Here is a 16,776-nt window from a genome sequence, read left to right on the forward strand (position 1 = left end):
GGCCGGTGCTGCCGGCCGCGGCTGAAAGCGGCTTACAGGTAGTTCATCGTGAATTCGACGCTGGTGTTCGCCGAACCCGCGCCTGCCGCGCCGCCGACGGCGACGTACTGCGCCGAGTAGTTCATGGTGGCGGCGCCGCCCGAGAGCGAGACGACCTGCGAGTTCTGCGCCGTGGCGTTGGCTGCGTTCAGCGGCATCACGACGTTGCTGGCGTTCAGCAGCTGGATCTCCACGTTGGTGGCTGCGCCGACGCCAGTGAGCTTCAGGTTGCCGGTGACGGTATCGATGTTGGCGCCGGAGAACTGGGTCTGCACCGTGCTCAGGGCCGAATCGCAGCCGGTGATGTTGAGGGTGAACGGGGTCTTGTTGGCAGTGTTGCCCGCCGTGCCAAGCACCGGCGCCAGCACCAGCGGCAGGGTCACGCTCTTGGTGGCCTGGGTGCCGTAGGCCGTGTTCTCGACCTTGCAGGTCTGGCCCACCACCTGGCCGGTGATGTTGATGGTGCCGTCGACGGCCTGGGCGGTCGGAGCGAAGCCGGCGGCGGCCATGATGGCGACCAGCGCAGTGGAAAGCAGGGTCTTGTTCATTGCGGGTGTCCTTAATGATGAGTGTTGGTTGGTGATGGCTTTGCGCTGCTGGCGGAGGAAGGTGGGCGGTCGCCTGGATCGACAGGCTGTGGCCCGGCGCGTGTCGCGCCTTGAGAAGTCCCCCCGGACGGAATGTTTGCCGCGGATTCCGTGCGGCTGATCGAGTTAAAGCAATACACGTGCCAAATATTGCGTGTAAACGATTACTTCAGGTGCTTGGCCGATCACAGCTGGGTAGAGATTGAGACAGGGCAACGATTACGCGCGGCACGTAGGCAATCCCTGACAAATTTCGACACCAAAAAATGCCAACTACGTCACTCTATTCGGACAAGCATATCACGTGGTTTTTACGGATTTAGTCAAGTTTGCTTGACATATGACGGGACCTCCCGTACTTTTCATTTGTCAAGTTTGCTTGACATTTATCGGCAGGGAGAATCGCCATGAACATGTGGTCGCATCTGATTTTCCCGTTGCTGGCATTGGCCTGGGACCTGGACAGCGGTGCTGCCGCGTATTGGCCATGAGACGACCGCAGTGGCAGCCGGCGAAATTCCAGCCGGCGCCGGATGACTTTCTGAAATTGCCCCGAAGGAGCACGTGATGCCTCGTCTTTCCGACAAGCAGTACCAGCGGCAGTCGATGCTGGCGATGACGGCGTACGTCGCCGTCATGCTGGGGGTGTGGCCGTTGGTGCGCACGGTGACCGGGCTGCCGCTGAAGATGCTGCTGGCGCTGGCGCCGGTGTTGCCGATGCTCTACATGATCGGGCTGATGGCGCGGCGCATCCGCGACAGCGACGAGCTGGAGCAGCGTACGCACCTGATCGCGCTGGGTGCCGCCACGGGCCTGGTGGGTGCGCTCAGCATGATCGGCGGATTTCTCGCTTCGGCCCAGGTCTGGCATGTGGATGGCACGATCCTGATCTGGGTCTTTCCGGCGCTGATGTTCTGCTACGGCATCACGCGCTGGTGGGTGGCGCGCCGCTATGGCGTGAGCCTGTCCTGCGACGATGAAAGCCGCGTGCCGCTGTACCAGCGCTTCCTGCTGATGGCCATCATGCTGGGCGCGCCTGCGCTGTGGTTTCGGCGATCGCTGGACGACAGCAGCCTGGGCACGCTGTGCGGCATCGCTGGCGGATTCGCCGTGCTTGGCTTGGTGCTTGGCATCGCGCGCTGGCGTCGTCGCCACGCTCATGGTGAGGAGTTGCCGTGAGGAGGAACCCGCTGATCACGCGCCATCTGCGCGAGTGCATTCCCGCCATGCCCGGTTGCACGATTGCGGCTCTCGATCGTGTTGCTGAGGGCGGACATGCCGCCTGGGCTGCCGGCGTGGCGCGGGTACTGGTCACGCGGCGCTGTCGATGAACAACCATGTCCGCGAGCTGCGCGGCGAACACGGCTGGTCGCAGGCCGACCTGGCCGAGCGGCTGGACGTGTCGCGGCAGACCATCAACGCGATCGAGACCGGCAAGTACGATCCCAGCCTGCCGCTAGCGTTCAGGATCGCGACATTGTTTGGCCGTCCGATTGAATCGATTTTCGTACCGGGTGAGGAGTAGGGCATGGCATTGAATGGACGTACCGCGATCCGCATCGGTGCGGTGGTCGTGGGCCTGGGTTTCCTGGCGTGGAACCAGATGCACGGCAGGGAACCGGCCACGGTACCTGCGGCGCCGGCTGTCGCGGCCAAGCCGCAGCCACCCGCGAAGGCGCCGACCTGGCGGCTGGGTTCGCTGACGCTGACCGCGTGCGAACTGGCGCAGCCGAACAGCGGGCTCAGCACGGCGGCGTGGTGCGCCGACTTCCCGGTGCCGGAAAACCGCACCGACCCGCACAGCCGCACGATCAAGCTGAAGCTGGCGGTGCTGCGCTCCAGCGCGCAGGTGGCCAGTGGCGACATGCTGGCGTTCCTCGCCGGCGGCCCCGGCCAGGCAGCGACCGACTCGGCGGGCATGGTGGCGTCGGTGCTCAAACCGCTGCTGGCGCATCGCCATGTCGTGCTGCTGGACCAGCGCGGCACCGGTGGTTCGAATGCGCTCGGTTGCAAGGAGTCCGCCGAGATGGTGACGCCTGCCGACGACAGCACGTTCGACGCCAACAAGTTGCGTGCCGCCGCCGCCGATTGCCTGCGACAACTGGCCGGCCGCGCCGACCCGCGCTACTACACCACCACGATCGCCGCGCAGGACCTGGAGGATGTGCGCAAGGCGCTCGGCTCGCCGCCGCTCGACCTGGTCGGCGTGTCATACGGCACGCGGATGGCGCAGCAGTACCTGAGGCGTTTCCCGGATGCGGTGCGCAGCGTGGTGCTGGACAGCGCGGTGCCGAATTCGCTGGCACTGGGCGAGGATTTCGCGCGCAACCTGGACGACGCGTTGAAGGCGCAATTCGCCCGTTGCACCGCCGAGCCGGCCTGCAAGAAGCAGTTCGGCGATCCGGACCAGACCCTGTACCAGCTGCGCGACGCGCTGCGCGCAAACCCGCACGAGGTCAGCTTCCGCGACCCGCAGAGCTACCAGACGGTGAAGCGGATGCTGGACGAGGACTCGCTGGCCAGCGTCGTGCGCATGTTCGCGTACACGCCGGCCACTGCCGCGCTGCTGCCGCTGTCGATCGACGCGGCCGCGCACGGCGACGTCGGCCCGCTGCTGGGCCAGGCCAAATTGCTGTCCGGCGAATTGTCCGAGCTGATGGGCAGCGGCATGCAGTACTCGGTGATCTGCAGCGAGGATGCCGACCTGCTCACGGCGCGCCCGCAGGATGCACACACCATCCTGGGCACGCGCATGGTGGATGCGCTGAAGGCGGTCTGCACGGTATGGCCGAAGGGCACGCGCCCGGCCGATTTCCATCAGCCGCTGAAGACGGACAAGCCGATGCTGCTGCTCGCCGGCCAGTACGACCCGGTGACCCCGCCGCGCTATGCCGACGAGGTGGCGCAGGGCCTGCCGAACGCGCGCGTGCTGGTGCTCAAGGGTCAGGCGCACAGCGTGATGGCGGCCGGCTGCGCACCACAACTGATCCAGCACTTCGTCGAGAAGCTCGACCCGAAGACGCTGGACGCGAGCTGCCTGGACCGGCTGCAGCCCACGCCGATCTTCATCGACTTCAACGGTTCGACCCCTTAAGGAGCGGCGCCATGATCGAGGTAAGGGATTTGCACAAGGCGTTCGGCACGGTGAAAGCCGTCGACGGCGTCAGCTTCACCGCCCGCGACGGCGAAATCACCGGCCTGCTCGGCCCCAACGGCGCGGGCAAGACGACCACCTTGCGCATGCTCTACACGCTGATGACGCCCGATCGCGGCCAGGTGCTGGTGGACGGCATCGACGCGGCGGTCGATCCGCTCGGCGTGCGCCGCCAGCTCGGCGTGCTGCCGGATGCGCGCGGCCTGTACAAGCGGCTTACGGCGCGCGAGAACATCGACTATTTCGGGCGCCTGCACGGCTTGCCGGAGGACCTGCTGGCGAGCCGGCGCGAGGCGCTGGTCAAGGCGCTGGAGATGGACGATATCGCCGACCGGCGTACCGAGGGTTTCTCGCAGGGCCAGCGGGTGAAGACCGCGATCGCCCGTGCGCTGGTGCACGATCCGCGCAACGTGATCCTCGATGAGCCGACCAACGGCCTCGACGTGATGGCCACGCGTGCATTGCGCCAGTTCATGGCGAGGCTGAAGGCGGAGGGCCGCTGCGTGCTGTTCTCCAGCCACATCATGCAGGAGGTCGCCGCGCTGTGCGACCGCATCGTGGTGATCGCGCACGGCCGCGTGGTGGCGGACGAATCGCCGGACGCGCTGCGCGCGCAGACCGGCGCGGCCAACCTGGAGGATGCATTCGTGAAGATCATCGGCACCGACGAGGGACTGGCGGCATGAACAAGGCAACCTCGAAACCCCCGCGTGGCCGCGCCTTCCTCACCGTGTTCCTGAAAGAGGTGAAGGAGAACCTGCGCGACCGGCGCACCTTGATGAGCGCGTTCCTGACCGGCCCGTTGCTGGGGCCGTTGCTGTTCGTGATGCTGATCAACGTCACCCTCAACCGCGAACTGGAGAAGGCCGAGAAGCCGCTGCCGGTGCCAGTGATCGGTGCCGAATTCGCACCGAACCTGCTCGAGGCGCTGAAAGCCGGCGGCGTGGTGCCGGGTGCGGCGGTGGCCGATCCCGAGCAGACCGTGCGCAAGCAGGACGCCGACGTGGTGCTGCGCATCGCCGCCGACTACGGCAAGGCCTGGCGCAAGGGCGAACCGGTGCAGGTCGAGCTGTTCTACGACTCCTCGCAACGCGACGCCAATACCTCGGTGGAGCGGGTGACCAGGCTGGTCGAAGGCTATGCGCGGCAGCAGGGCGCGATGCGGCTGGTCGCGCGGGGGATGTCGCCGAGCACGGCCTGGCCGTTGCAGGTGGCCCGGCGCGACCAGGCCACGCCGCAGTCGCGCGCGGTGCTGATGTTCGCGATGCTGCCGTACTTCTTCGTGATCACCATCTTCATGGGCGGCATGTACCTGGCGATCGACCTCACCGCCGGCGAGCGCGAGCGGCAGTCGCTGGAGCCGCTGTTCGCCAACCCGGTGGCGCGCTGGAAGATCCTGTGCGGCAAGCTGGCGGCGATCTGCGCGTTCTCCACCGCCAGCCTGTTGATCACCCTGCTGGCGTTCGCGGTGGTGGGGCAGTTCATTCCCGCCGAGAAGATCGGCATGGAGCTGGACCTGGGCCTGCATTTCGCGACTTACGTGTCGCTGCTGATGCTGCCGCTGGTGCTGCTGCTGGCCGTGCTGCAGTCGATGGTGGCAGCGTTCGCCAAGAGCTACCGCGAGGCGCAGACCTACATTTCGCTGCTGATGCTGGTGCCGATCATTCCCAGCCTGTTGTTGTCGTTCATGCCGATCAAGGCGCAGGCGTGGATGTACGCCGTGCCGCTGCTGGGCCAAAACCTCGGCATCATGCAACTGCTGCGCGGCGACGGCGTCACCGGCGAGCAGCTCGGCTTGTGCCTGGCCGGCAGCCTCGCGGCGGCGCTGCTCGCGGTGCTGGCGACGGTGCAGCTGTACCGCTCGGAAAAGCTGGCGATCTCGGCCTGAGGAGCCGCGAAGAGCGACCCCACCCCAACCCTTCCCTGCGTTGCAGGGGAGGGAGTTATCGGGGCGGCGCGGTCAGTTCGCGCGCGTTGAGATAACCGTCATGATTGCGGTCCAGCTTGCGGAACTGGCTGCGCAGGTTGTCCTGGAAGTCGGTCAGCGCGATCGGCCGGCCGCGGTTGCCTGGCAGCTCCCCGGTTTCGAGGATGCCGTCGCCGTTGCTGTCCATGCTGCGGAAGCTCCGATCCATGTACGCCAGGTATTCGGCCTCGCTGACGCGGCCGTCGCCATCGCTGTCGAACATCTGCAGGTATTCCGAACGCGTGTCCTGCGCCAGCGCAGCGGACGCCGCCAGCAGCAACGCCAGCGCGGCGGCCAGCCGCACGTTCAGCGGCTGCCGCCGTGGATGCCGATGAACTGCAGGAATTCCGCGCGGGTGCGCGCGTCGTCGCGGAAGGTGCCGAGCATCTGGCTGGTCACCATCGACACGCCGCGCTTGTGCACGCCGCGGGTGGTCATGCACTCGTGGCTGGCGTCGATCACCACCGCCACGCCGGCCGGCTGCAGGGTCTCCTGGATGCACTGGGCGATCTGCGCAGTGAGCTTCTCCTGCACCTGGAAGCGGCGCGCGAAGCCGTCCACCACGCGCGCCAGCTTGCTGATGCCGACCACGCGGTTGGTCGGCAGGTAGCCGACGTGGGCGCGGCCGATGATCGGCGCCATGTGGTGCTCGCAGTGGCTCTCGAACTCGATATCGCGCAGCACCACCATCTCGTCGTAGCCGTTCACCTCCTTGAAGGTGCGGCGCAGGTAGTCGCCCGGATCGGATTCGTAACCGGAGAACCAGTCGCGGTACGCCTTGACCACCCGCTTGGGCGTATCCAGCAGGCCCTCGCGCGCCGGGTCTTCGCCGGCCCAGCGCAGCAGCGTGCGCACGGCCTCTTCGGCCTGTTCCTGGCTGACGTCGTTCGGGTGGGGCTGGTCGCTCATGCGGATGTCCTGGGTATGCGGATCAGGACAGTCTAGCGTCCGCGTCAAGCCCCTGCAGGCACCGGGGCCGGCGCGGCTCAGGGCTCGATGTCGTCGCCCTGGTCATCCAGCGCCGGCACATCGCCCAGCAGCTGCTGGGTGACCTCGCCGGACAGCGTCTCCACGCCGCGCAGCTTGCGCTCGATTGCGCGGGTGCGCTGGCCGGCGCTGTCGATGCTGTTGCGCGCGGCGTCGAGTTGCTTGCGGGTTTTTTCCAGCACCACGCCGAACTTGCCGAACTCGTTCTTCACCGCGCCGAGCAGCGCCCATACCTCGCTGCTGCGCTTGGCGATCGCCAGCGTGCGGAAACCCATCTGCAGGCTGTTGAGCAGGGCGCTCAGCGTGGTCGGGCCGGCCACGGTGACGCGGTGCTCGCGCTGCAGCAGCTCGAACAGTCCTGGCCGGCGGATCACCTCGGCGAACAGGCCCTCGGTGGGCAGGAACAGCACGGCGAAATCGGTGGTGTGCGGTGGTGCGATGTACTTGCTCTTGATCCGCCGGGCCTCTTCGCGTACGCGGATTTCCAGCGCGCGGCCGGCGATGCCGGCGGCCTCAATGTCGGCGTTCTCCTGCGCTTCGAGCAGGCGCTGGTAGTCCTCCATCGGGAACTTCGCGTCGATCGGCAGCAGGATGTGCTCACCCTCGCCCTGGCCGGGCATGCGGATCGCGAACTCGACGCGTTCGTTGCTGCCGGGCACGGTGATCACGTTGGACTCGTATTGTTCGGCGGTGAGCATCTGTTCGAGCAGCGCGCCCAGCTGCACTTCGCCCAGGATGCCGCGGCTTTTCACGTTGGTCAGCACGCGCTTCAGGTCGCCCACGCCGATCGCCAGGTTCTGCATCTCGCCGAGGCCGCGCTGCACCGCCTCCAGCCGTTCGGACACCAGCTGGAACGACTGGCCCAGCCGCGTCTCCAGCGTGCTTTGCAGCTTCTCGTCGACGGTGGCGCGCATCTGCTCCAGCTTGGCCGCGTTGTCCTGCTGGATCGCGCCGAGCTTGGCCTCCAGCGTGGCGCGCACTTCGCCCATGCGCTTTTCGTGCTCGGCGCTGAGCGCGGCGAAGCGCTGTTGCTGCTGCTCGCCGAAATGGTTGAGCGCGAGTGTGGTTTCCTCGCGGCTCTTGCGCGCGTCCTCGGCGAGGCGCTGTGCCAGCGCCTGCAGGCCGGTATCGGTGCGTTCGGTGAGCAGGTTCAGGCGCTGGCCGAAGCCGTCGATGCGCTCGGCCTGCTGCTGCGACATGCCGTTGAGCTGCTCGCCGAGGTGGCCGCGGAAGCGGTCGAAGCCCTGTTGCAGCTCCTCGCGCCCGGCGCGCTGTTCCTCGCGCAGGGTGCGTTCGACGCGCGCGCTGTCGTCCTTCAGGGCGTCCAGCTTCGCGCCCAGGCTGGGGTCGCCGCGGCCGCGCAGCAGCACCGCGACCTGCAACAGCAGCACCAGCGCGGCGAGGATGACGAGGGCGATCAGCAGGATTTCATTGAGCGGCATGGAACGTTTTCCCGGGTCGATGCATCCAGTGTACGTCGAGCGGTCTCATCGGCTGCGCCTGGATTTCACGTTGCCGCTGCCAGGGCGGTGCATCATGGGCCGATCCGTTGGCCTGGGAGAGCGTCATGGAACATGTTCACGATTACCTGATCATCGGTGCCGGCATGGCCGCCGATGCGGCGGCCAAGGCGATCCGCGAGGTCGATGCCGCGGCGAACGTCGGCATCGTCGGCGCCGAGGCCCAGCCGCCGTACCAGCGGCCGCCGCTGTCCAAGGCGCTGTGGAAGGGCGACAAGTCGGTGGCCGATATCGACCTGGCCACCGCGCAAAGCGGCGCGACGCTGCATTCGGGCCGGCGCATCGAGTCGCTGGACCGGGTGGCGCGCACGGCGCGCGACGACCGCGGCGACAGTTATCGCTACCGCCGCCTGCTGCTGGCCACCGGCGCCACCCCGCGGCGGCTGCCGTTCGAGGGCGGCGAGCGGATCATCCATTTCCGCACGCTGGACGATTACCAGGCCTTGCGGCGCTACGCCCAGCCCGGTGCCTTCATCGCGGTGATCGGCGGCGGCTTCATCGGTTGCGAACTGGCGGCGTCGCTGTGCAGCCTCGGCTGCAAGGTGACCCTGCTGTTTCCCGGCGAGACGATCGGCGCGGGGCGTTATCCCGATGGTTTGGCGCACTATCTCGACGACTACTACCGCAGCCACGGCGTGGACGTGCGCAGCGGCGTGCGCGTGCAGGGCAGCAACCCCACCGACGGCGGCGTGGAGCTGGTGCTGTCCGACGGCAGCCTGCTACGTGTGGAGGCGGCGGTGGCCGGTCTCGGTGTGACGCCGAACACCGCGCTGGCCGAACAGGCCGGCCTCGCCGTCGACGACGGCATCGTGGTCGACGCCCACCTGCGCAGCAGCGACGCGGACATCTGGGCCGCCGGCGACGTGGCGAATTTCCGCAGCGCGGCACTGGATCGACGCCTTCGCGTCGAGCATGAAGATGCGGCGGTCAGCATGGGCCGGCTCGCCGGCCGCGCGATGGCCGGCGTCGAGGAGGCGTACACCACGCTGCCGTTCTTCTATTCCGACCTGTTCGATCTCGGCTATGAAGCGGTCGGCCTGCTGGATACGCGACTGGAGGTGGTCGAGGAGTGGCGCGAGCCGAACCGCGAGGGCGTGGTGTACTACCTCGAAGCCGGTCGCGTGCGCGGCGTGCTGTTGTGGAACACGTGGGACCAGGTGGATGCCGCGCGTGAGTTGATTGCGCAACCCGGACCGTTGGATGCGGCGTCGCTGCGCGGGCGGCTGCCGCGCGAGGCGTAACTGCAAGTTCCGGAGGTCTCAGTCCACCCGGCAGAACACCGCCTTCAGGTAACGCCCTTCCGGCACGTCGGTGCGGAACGGGTGGTCGGCGCCGGCGCCGCGCACTTCCAGCACCTGGATTTCGCGGCCGGCGTTGAGCGCGACCCGGCGCAGCATCTCCAGGAACTCGCCTTCGCCGACCAGGCCGGTGCACGAGCAGGTCAGCAACAGGCCGCCGGGCGGGATGATGTCCAGCGCCATGCGGTTCATCGCGAAGTATTTCTTCAGCGCGTCCATCACCTTGCTGCGGTCGCGGGTGAGCTTGGCCGGGTCGAGGATCACCGCGTCGTAGCGCTCGCCGCGCGCCACCGCGGCGCGCACCCAGTCGAAGATGTCGGATTGCTCGAAACCGACTTCGACGCCGTTGGCGGCAGCGTTGGCGCGGGCGACTTCCAGGATGCCCGCATCGAGATCCACGCCGACCGCCTCGCGCGCGCCGGCCGCCATCGCATGCACGGCGAAGCCGCCGGCGTTGCAGCACAGGTCGAGCACGCGGCGGCCCTTGGCCAGTTCGGCGAAGCGCTTGCGGTTGTCGCGCTGGTCGGCGAAGAAGCCGGTCTTGTGGCCGGAGCCGGGTGCGGCGTGGAAACGCAGGCCGTGCTCGTGCACCTCGAACGCGGCGGGCACGTCGGGGCTGCGGCAGTCGAACGATTCCTGCTTCTGCACGTGCGATTCGGCGAACCAGTACAGCTGCGTGCCGGGGAAGTGCGTCAGCAGGGCGGCGTGGATCGCTTCGCGGAAACGCCACATGCCGGCGGCGAAGTATTCGATCACCAGGATGTCGGCGTAGCGGTCGACGATCAGGCCGGACAGCCCATCGCCCTCGCTGTGCACCACGCGCCAAGCGTCGCTGACCTGATCGAGCTGCAGCCAGTCGCGGCGCAACTGCACGGCGCGGGCGATGCGCGCGGCGATCCAGTCGGCGTCGATGCTGGCGTCCGGATGCGTGTCGAGCAGGCGCAGCGCGATGCGCGCGTGGCCGTTCCAGAACGCGCGGCCGACGAAGCGGCCCTTGGCGTCCTGCACCTCGACCAGGCTGCCCGGCGGCAACTTCGACTCCGGCTTGTAGATCTGCGCCGACCACACCCACGGGTGGCCGGGGTTGCGATCGGACTTCAGGCGGATGACGGGAAGGGCTGCGGGGATATTCATCCACGCATGATAGCTGGTGGCCAAACTCCTCCCCCTGCTTTTGCAGGGGGAGGTTGGGAGGGGGTTGCTCCGGACTGGTAGGGACGATCAAGAGCGAACCCCGCCCCGGCCCTCCCCTGCGATGCAGGGGAGGGAGCAAGGCTGCGCATCAGCGCAGGCGAAGCACCAGCCACGACAGCAAGGCCAGCAGGTTGATGCCCAGCCGCGACACGGCGGGGCCGGCCACCGCCAGCACGAAGCCCTGCGTACCCAGATGCCAGTCGATGCCCAGTCGCGGCGCAGCCTGCAGGGTGGCGAACACGTTGACGAAGGCGCCGCTGTGCAGCGCATAGCTGAACACCGGGGTGGCGATCAGCGGCAGCTGCAGCAGCTGCGCCCAGCGCGACAGCCGCACGCCGCTCTCGCTGCCTTCCAGCAGCAGCACGCCGGCGACCAGCACGAAGCCGAACAGGAGCAGGCCGATCAGCGCGACGATGCTGTCGTGGGTCGAGCCCAGCGGCAGCAGGCGGCGCAGCATCACCGCCACGCCGTACAGGCCGCCGGCGACTTCGAGAATGCCGATCAGGCGAAAGAGAAAGTTGCGCACGCGTGGCCCCGTTCAAAAGACGCAAGCTTAGCCGAGCAGGGCCGGCGGGATGGGTGCGGGCGTCGCTGTTTTCCGCAGATGGCGACCCGGCTCAGGCGATCAGCACGCCGCGCGCTTCCTCGACGATCGCATGCGGCACGAAGCGGGCGCTGTCCTGGGTGACCAGCGAACTGTCTTCGCGGATGCCGATGCCGCAGGCGCGGTCGCCGACCACCCAGCTGCCGATCAGTGGATAGTGGCCGTCGAAGCCGGTCAGCGGATGGCAGGCCTGGCGGATGCACGGGCCATCGCGGTACGGGCCGTCGGTGCGCAGCTCGCGGCCGTCGTCCAGGTGCATCGCGATATTGGCGCCCTCGCGCGAGTGCAGCGGCTTGCGCACCCAGCCGCGCGGCAGCGCACCGCCGCCGTCGAACTCGGCCGGCAGCAGGTTCGGGTGGCCGCGATGGGCGTCCCACAGCAGCGGCAGGATGCCCTTGTTGCTCAGCAGCGCCTTCCACGGCGGCTCGATCAGCTGCAGGCCGGAGCGCGGCAAATGCTCGCCGAACGATTCGCGGAACATGTCCTCCAGCGGATACAGCTTGAACAGGCAGCCGATCACCTGGTCGTCGAGATCGGTGAAGCGGCCGTCGGCGGAGATGCCGATGTCCTCGATCGCCAGCGCGCCGCAGTCGATGCCCGCCTGCAGCGCGCAATCGCGCAGGTAGGCGACCGTGCCCTGGTCCTCCACCGAGTCGCGCACCGCGGCGAAGTGGAACGGCCGCGCGATGCCGCGCGCGATCGTGCCAAACGCTTCCACCAGGGATTCGTAGATCGAGTTGAACTGGTCGCTGCCGGCCGGCAGCTGGCCGCGCGCGAGCTGGTCTTCCAGCCATTGCCACTGGAAGAACGCGGCCTCGAACAGCGAGGTCGGCGTGTCGTAGTTCAATTCGTAGAGCTTGGCCGGGCCGGTGCCGTCGTAGGCGAAATCCATGCGGCCGTACAGGTGCGGCTGGCGCTCGCGCCAGCTCTGCGCGATCCAGTCCCGGTACGGTTCCGGAATCGCCAGCTGCTGCATATGCTGCTCGCTGCCGACGATGCGCCCGACCATGTCCAGCGCCATCGCGTGCAGTTCCTCGCTGGGCGCCTCGATGTCGACTTCGATCTCGCGCAGGCTGAAGGCGTAGTACGCCGACTCGTCCCAGTACGGCGCGTCGTCGATAGTGTGGAAACCGAAGCCGCACGCGGCGGCCTTGGCGCGCCAGTCGGGGCGCTCGGCCGTGGCGACCCGGCGCATCAGCCGCCGATGCCGCGGCTGCTGCCGGACGTGCCGAAACCGGAACGGCTGGCCGTGACCGCGCGGTTCGGCGTGGCGTTGACCGGCACCATCGCGGTACCGGCGCCGCCGCGGTAGACGCCGCCGGCGCCGGTGGCCGGGCGCTGCCAGCCGCCGTTGCTGTCGCGGAACGCCGGCGTGCTGTTGAAGCCGTTCATCGCGGCACCGTTGCGCGACATCATCTGCGACAGGAAGAAGCCGGTCATCAGCGGGCCGAAGAACGAATGGCTGGCGCCGTCGTTGCGTTCGGCGCACTTTTCCTTGCCGTAGCTGGCTTCGCATGCCTCGCGGTTGGCGAAGCGCGGCGCGGTGGCCACCGCGTCCTGCTGCGCCTTGGCGAATGCCTGCTGGCAGGTGTTGCTGTCGTTGGTCTGCGCCACGCAGGCCTCGACCGAGGTGTACAGGCCTTCGCGCGACGCGCTTTCGCTGCGGTCGCAGGCGGTCAGCAACAACGGGGCCGTGCTCATCAGCAGCAGGGCGGCGGTCCTGGATCGTTTCATGGGCACACTCGGCAAGGTATCCGGCAAGCATGCCTGCTTGTGCGTGCGGATGAAAGTTCTTGCGGTCGAATGCCGCAGCGACCCCTCATTCCAGCTCGTCGGCCAGTTCGTGCAGGTCGGCGACGTGCTGTTCCCACCAGCGCGATTCGGCGGCGAACGGGAAGGCGGCGGGGAACGCCGGGTCGTGCCAGCGCGCGGCGATCCAGCCGGCATAGTGCAATTGGCGCATCGCGCGCAATGCGGGAATCAGCGCCAGCTCGGCGTGGTCGAAGTCGCGGAACTGCTGGTAGCCCTCGAGCACGGCTTCCATCGCGCGCGCGTCGTTGGCGAGCATCCACAGATCCTGCACCGCCGGGCCAGTGCGCGCGTCGTCGAAGTCGACGAAGTGCGGGCCGGCGTCGGTCCACAGCACGTTGCCCGGGTGGCAGTCGCCATGCAGGCGCAGCTGCCGCACCGGGCCGATGGCCTCCAGGCGTGCGGCGATCGCCGCATCCAGCCGCGTCGCGGCGGCGCGGTAGTTCGTGTGCAACGAGGCCGGCAGCAGGGACGAGCCGAGCACCGCCTGCATCGGCTGCTGCACCATCGTGTCGCGGTCGAGCCGGCCGCGGTGGGCAAACGGCGCACGGGCGCCGATCAGGTGCATGCGCGCGATCAGCCGGCCCAGCCATTGGAGTTGGTCGATGGCTTCTAGCTCCGGCGCGCGACCGCCGCGGCGCGGCGTCAGCGCATAACGAAAGCCCGCGTGATGCAACAGGGTGCGGCCACCGAAAACGAGCGGCGCCACCACCGGCAGTTCGGCGTCGGCCAGCTCCTGCGCGAACGCGTGCTCTTCGGCGATTGCAACATCGCTCCAGCGGCCGGGCCGGTAGAACTTCGCGATCACCGGCGCCGCCGGCTCCACGCCAACCGGTTCCAGGCCGATCTGCCACACCCGGTTCTCATAGCTGTTCAGCGCCAGCAGGCGCCCGTCCGGCCACAGGCCGCAGGCGCTCACCGCGTCCAGCACCAGGTCGGGGGTGAGGCTGGCGTACGGCGTGTCGTTCAACGTACGCCCATGCCGCGCGCCGGGATCACCGCCATGGTGATGCGCGAGATGCACACCAGCGCGCCCTCTTCGTTCTCGATGCGGATCTCCCACACCTGGGTGGTGCGGCCGATGTGCAGCGCCTTCGCGGTGCCGGTCACCGTGCCGCTGCGCACGCCGCGGATATGGTTCGCATTGATGTCCAGGCCCACCGCCAGTTCCCGCTCGGGGTCCAGCGTGAGCATCGCCGCGGTACTGCCCAGGGTCTCGGCCAGCGCCACCGAGGCGCCGCCGTGCAGCAGGCCGTACGGCTGGTGGGTGCGCTGGTCGACCGGCATGCTGCCGGCCAGCCAGTCGTCGCCGACTGCGGTGATGCGGATGCCCAGCGCCTCCATCATGGTGTTGGCGCTCCAGCCGTTGAGGCGGGCGAGGTCGGCGGGTTGCTTCCAGAGGCTCATCGTTGATTCCCGTGATGCGAGCCCGCATTGTTGTCCGCTGCGATCGCAACGACAATGCGCCTGGTGCATACCGTTACCCTGAAATCCTCGGACCGCCAGTTTTCGGTGGCCGACGGCGAAACCGTGCTGGAAGCGGCGCAGCGGGCAGGCGTGGCCTTGCCGTATTCCTGTCGCTCCGGCGTCTGCGGCAGCTGCAAGGCCACCTTGCTGCAGGGACATTGCGAGTATCCGCGCAACCCGCCACTGGCGCTGAGCGCCAGCGCGCTGGCCCATCGTGCGGTGCTGCTGTGCCAGGCCGTGCCGACCAGCGACCTGCTACTGGAGGCGCGCGAGGTGACCTCGGTGGAGGACATCGCGCGGCGCCAGCTCGGCATGGTGGTCACCGACAAATGGCAGCTGGCGTCGGACGTGACCGGCTTGCGTTTGCTGCCCGCGCACGGTGAGCGTCGGCTCAACCGGCTGCCCGGTCAGTATGTGGATGTGCTGCTGGAGGATGGCAAGCGCCGGCCGTTCTCGATCGCCAACGGCCCGCAGGCGGATGGCATGATCGAGCTGCACGTGCGCCACGTGGCCGGCGGCGGCTTCACCTCGTGGGTCAACGATGCCTTGAAGGTGGGCGATCACCTGCGCATCGAGGGACCGCTGGGCACCTTCGTGCCGCGCGAGGACTCCGAGCGGCCGATGTTGTTCATGGCCGGCGGCACCGGCTTCGCACCGGTCAAGGCGATCGTCGAACACTTCATTGCGCTGGGTACGCGCCGGCCGATGCAGCTGTACTGGGGCGCGCGCACGGCGGCGGATCTGTATATGCGCGTTCTGGCCGAACGCTGGGCGCGCGAACTGCCTAACCTGCGGTTCCACGCCGTGGTATCCGAGCCGGAACAGGCCGCGGGTCTGCGCACGGGGCTGGTGCATGAGGCCGTGCTGGCCGATCAACCCGACCTGTCCGGCCATGACCTGTACATGAGCGGGCCACCGGCGATGATCGACGCCGCCCACCCTTTGTTCCTCGACGCCGGACTGCCGGAAGAGCGGCTGTATTACGACTCGTTCGAATACGCGCCTGATGTGCTGGCGCAGATCATGGCCGCGCGCGCCGGCATTCACGACCGCAGGGAAGTGAATGGAGAGGAGTGAAAAGTGAGTGAGAAGCGCCGCTGCTCAGGCTCTTCTCTCACCTCTCACTCCTCTCCACTCGTTCCTGCTTACTTATTTGGAGCCCTTGGCGACCGGCAACTGCGCCGCGTGCCATGCCAGCACGCCGCCGCCCAGCGTATAGACCTTGCCGAAGCCGGCCTTGGCCAGCCGCTGCGCGGCCTTCAGCGAATTGCCGCGGCCGTCCTTGTCCATCACCACCACCGGCAGCTCCTTCGCCTTGGCCAGGTCCTTGTGCTCCGGGTCGAACTGGCTCATCGCCACGTGTTTCGCGCCCGGCACGTGCATCTTCTCGAACTCGGCGATCGCCGACAGGTCGATCAGCAGCGGGCTTTCGCGGTTGATCAGGTGGGTCAGGCCGGTCGGGCTGAGTTCCTTGATCTTGCTGAAAAGCGTGCTGACCTGCATGACGATCAACGCCACCAGCAGGATCGCGAACAGGGCCGACAAGGCCACATGGTTGCCGATAAATTCGGGCAGCTTGTGCAGGAAATCGTTCATCGTCAGTCCACTGTGCCCTGATGGCATCTGCTCGGGTAAACCGGCGATTATACGGGTATGCCGTGATCGGCGCGGGGCACCCGCCGATCCGGGGCAGGCGCTCAGTCTTGGGTGATGTCCGGCAGGCCGCTGGTCAGCCACCAGTGCTTGGTCTTCTCGTCGTAGTGCCAGGTCTGGTGGTCGACCACGCTGCGCTCGGACTGGGTGTGGATGTTGACCAGGCTGATCGTCGCGGTCTGCCGCACGTCGAAGTCGCCGGCCGGCACCGGGCCGGCGCCGTCGTCGTACTCGCTCACGCGGACCTGCTGGTAGCGCGCCAGCTCCAGCTGGGTCAGCGGATGCGCGGCGAGTACCGCCGGGTCGATGAACTGCGCGGCGCTCTGGAAGTCGCCCCAGCGCAGTGCACTGCCGTAGGCCTTGAGCGTGGTGGTCAGCGCGTCGCTGCGGGTCTTGGTGGCGCAGCCGGCCAGCAACAGCACGGACAGCACGACAAGGATGCTCAGGATGCGGCGCATGGTGGTTCCTCCCCGATGGATACCCGCCCATTCTGCCTCA

At 67.9% G+C, this 16,776-nt stretch carries 19 protein-coding genes; 7 read left to right on the forward strand and 12 right to left on the reverse strand.

Annotated elements, in window-relative coordinates:
* Window positions 1–32: 32 nt before the first annotated feature.
* Window positions 33–587 (reverse strand): fimbrial protein, encoded by a 555-nt coding sequence (locus tag ABIE04_RS10080; RefSeq protein ID WP_354549480.1) that lies wholly within the window; start codon window positions 585–587, stop codon window positions 33–35.
* A gap of 606 nt (window positions 588–1,193) precedes the next feature.
* Between ABIE04_RS10080 and ABIE04_RS10085 the strand changes: the two genes are divergently transcribed.
* The 5 genes from ABIE04_RS10085 to ABIE04_RS10105 all read left to right on the forward strand — a co-directional run bounded on the left by ABIE04_RS10085 (window position 1,194) and on the right by ABIE04_RS10105 (window position 5,668).
* The gene (locus ABIE04_RS10085) at window positions 1,194–1,805 is read left to right on the forward strand and encodes a hypothetical protein (RefSeq protein ID WP_354549482.1); all 612 of its coding nucleotides are present in this window, start codon (window positions 1,194–1,196) and stop codon (window positions 1,803–1,805) included.
* 148 nt (window positions 1,806–1,953) lie between these two features.
* Window positions 1,954–2,151 carry a helix-turn-helix transcriptional regulator gene (locus tag ABIE04_RS10090; protein WP_354549484.1) on the forward strand — a complete coding sequence of 66 codons (198 nt, stop codon included), beginning with the start codon at window positions 1,954–1,956 and terminating at the stop codon, window positions 2,149–2,151.
* Window positions 2,152–2,154: 3 nt separating this feature from the next.
* Window positions 2,155–3,720 (forward strand): alpha/beta hydrolase, encoded by a 1,566-nt coding sequence (locus ABIE04_RS10095; RefSeq protein ID WP_354549486.1) that lies wholly within the window; start codon window positions 2,155–2,157, stop codon window positions 3,718–3,720.
* Window positions 3,721–3,731: 11 nt separating this feature from the next.
* On the forward strand, window positions 3,732–4,466 hold the full coding sequence (locus tag ABIE04_RS10100) for an ABC transporter ATP-binding protein (RefSeq protein ID WP_354549488.1): 735 nt from the start codon (window positions 3,732–3,734) through the stop codon (window positions 4,464–4,466).
* Window positions 4,463–5,668 (forward strand): ABC transporter permease, encoded by a 1,206-nt coding sequence (locus ABIE04_RS10105; protein WP_354549490.1) that lies wholly within the window; start codon window positions 4,463–4,465, stop codon window positions 5,666–5,668. Before ABIE04_RS10100 ends, ABIE04_RS10105 begins: the two co-directional genes overlap by 4 nt.
* A gap of 55 nt (window positions 5,669–5,723) precedes the next feature.
* Here the strand turns inward: ABIE04_RS10105 and ABIE04_RS10110 are convergent, their stop codons facing one another.
* The 3 genes from ABIE04_RS10110 to ABIE04_RS10120 all read right to left on the reverse strand — a co-directional run bounded on the left by ABIE04_RS10110 (window position 5,724) and on the right by ABIE04_RS10120 (window position 8,175).
* Window positions 5,724–6,050: a hypothetical protein gene (locus tag ABIE04_RS10110; RefSeq protein ID WP_354549493.1), complete on the reverse strand. Its 327-nt coding sequence runs from the start codon at window positions 6,048–6,050 to the stop codon at window positions 5,724–5,726.
* A 2-nt stretch (window positions 6,051–6,052) separates the two neighbouring features.
* On the reverse strand, window positions 6,053–6,655 hold the full coding sequence (gene folE, locus ABIE04_RS10115) for a GTP cyclohydrolase I FolE (RefSeq protein WP_354549495.1): 603 nt from the start codon (window positions 6,653–6,655) through the stop codon (window positions 6,053–6,055).
* A gap of 77 nt (window positions 6,656–6,732) precedes the next feature.
* Complete coding sequence (locus ABIE04_RS10120) at window positions 6,733–8,175, reverse strand: DNA recombination protein RmuC (RefSeq protein WP_354549497.1); 1,443 nt, start codon at window positions 8,173–8,175, stop codon at window positions 6,733–6,735.
* Between the two features lie 125 nt (window positions 8,176–8,300).
* Between ABIE04_RS10120 and ABIE04_RS10125 the strand changes: the two genes are divergently transcribed.
* The gene (locus ABIE04_RS10125) at window positions 8,301–9,494 is read left to right on the forward strand and encodes an NAD(P)/FAD-dependent oxidoreductase (RefSeq protein ID WP_354549499.1); all 1,194 of its coding nucleotides are present in this window, start codon (window positions 8,301–8,303) and stop codon (window positions 9,492–9,494) included.
* A gap of 18 nt (window positions 9,495–9,512) precedes the next feature.
* Here ABIE04_RS10125 and ABIE04_RS10130 read toward each other — a convergent pair whose 3' ends face one another.
* The 6 genes from ABIE04_RS10130 to ABIE04_RS10155 all read right to left on the reverse strand — a co-directional run bounded on the left by ABIE04_RS10130 (window position 9,513) and on the right by ABIE04_RS10155 (window position 14,565).
* Window positions 9,513–10,685: a class I SAM-dependent rRNA methyltransferase gene (locus ABIE04_RS10130; protein ID WP_354549501.1), complete on the reverse strand. Its 1,173-nt coding sequence runs from the start codon at window positions 10,683–10,685 to the stop codon at window positions 9,513–9,515.
* Window positions 10,686–10,833: 148 nt separating this feature from the next.
* On the reverse strand, window positions 10,834–11,271 hold the full coding sequence (locus ABIE04_RS10135) for a hypothetical protein (RefSeq protein WP_354549503.1): 438 nt from the start codon (window positions 11,269–11,271) through the stop codon (window positions 10,834–10,836).
* 91 nt (window positions 11,272–11,362) lie between these two features.
* On the reverse strand, window positions 11,363–12,544 hold the full coding sequence (locus ABIE04_RS10140) for a glutathionylspermidine synthase family protein (RefSeq protein WP_354549506.1): 1,182 nt from the start codon (window positions 12,542–12,544) through the stop codon (window positions 11,363–11,365).
* A complete protein-coding gene (locus ABIE04_RS10145; protein WP_354549508.1) occupies window positions 12,544–13,083 on the reverse strand; it encodes a DUF1190 domain-containing protein in 540 nt (179 codons plus the stop codon). Before ABIE04_RS10145 ends, ABIE04_RS10140 begins: the two co-directional genes overlap by 1 nt.
* 85 nt (window positions 13,084–13,168) lie before the next feature.
* Window positions 13,169–14,128: a serine/threonine protein kinase gene (locus tag ABIE04_RS10150; protein WP_354549510.1), complete on the reverse strand. Its 960-nt coding sequence runs from the start codon at window positions 14,126–14,128 to the stop codon at window positions 13,169–13,171.
* Window positions 14,125–14,565 carry a hotdog fold thioesterase gene (locus ABIE04_RS10155; RefSeq protein WP_354549512.1) on the reverse strand — a complete coding sequence of 147 codons (441 nt, stop codon included), beginning with the start codon at window positions 14,563–14,565 and terminating at the stop codon, window positions 14,125–14,127. The genes ABIE04_RS10150 and ABIE04_RS10155 overlap by 4 nt, the downstream gene beginning before the upstream one ends.
* A 54-nt stretch (window positions 14,566–14,619) precedes the next feature.
* On the opposite strand from ABIE04_RS10155, the gene ABIE04_RS10160 reads away from it, so the two are divergent.
* Complete coding sequence (locus ABIE04_RS10160; protein WP_436410366.1) at window positions 14,620–15,702, forward strand: 2Fe-2S iron-sulfur cluster-binding protein; 1,083 nt, start codon at window positions 14,620–14,622, stop codon at window positions 15,700–15,702.
* Between the two features lie 72 nt (window positions 15,703–15,774).
* On the opposite strand, the gene ABIE04_RS10165 is transcribed toward ABIE04_RS10160, so the two are convergent.
* On the reverse strand, window positions 15,775–16,221 hold the full coding sequence (locus tag ABIE04_RS10165; protein WP_354549516.1) for a rhodanese-like domain-containing protein: 447 nt from the start codon (window positions 16,219–16,221) through the stop codon (window positions 15,775–15,777).
* A gap of 101 nt (window positions 16,222–16,322) precedes the next feature.
* Window positions 16,323–16,736, reverse strand: coding sequence for a hypothetical protein (locus ABIE04_RS10170; RefSeq protein WP_354549518.1), 414 nt, complete (start codon window positions 16,734–16,736; stop codon window positions 16,323–16,325).
* Window positions 16,737–16,776: the final 40 nt, after the last annotated feature.

It is taken from the genome of Rhodanobacter soli (assembly GCF_040548735.1).
Taxonomy (GTDB): domain Bacteria; phylum Pseudomonadota; class Gammaproteobacteria; order Xanthomonadales; family Rhodanobacteraceae; genus Rhodanobacter; species Rhodanobacter soli_A.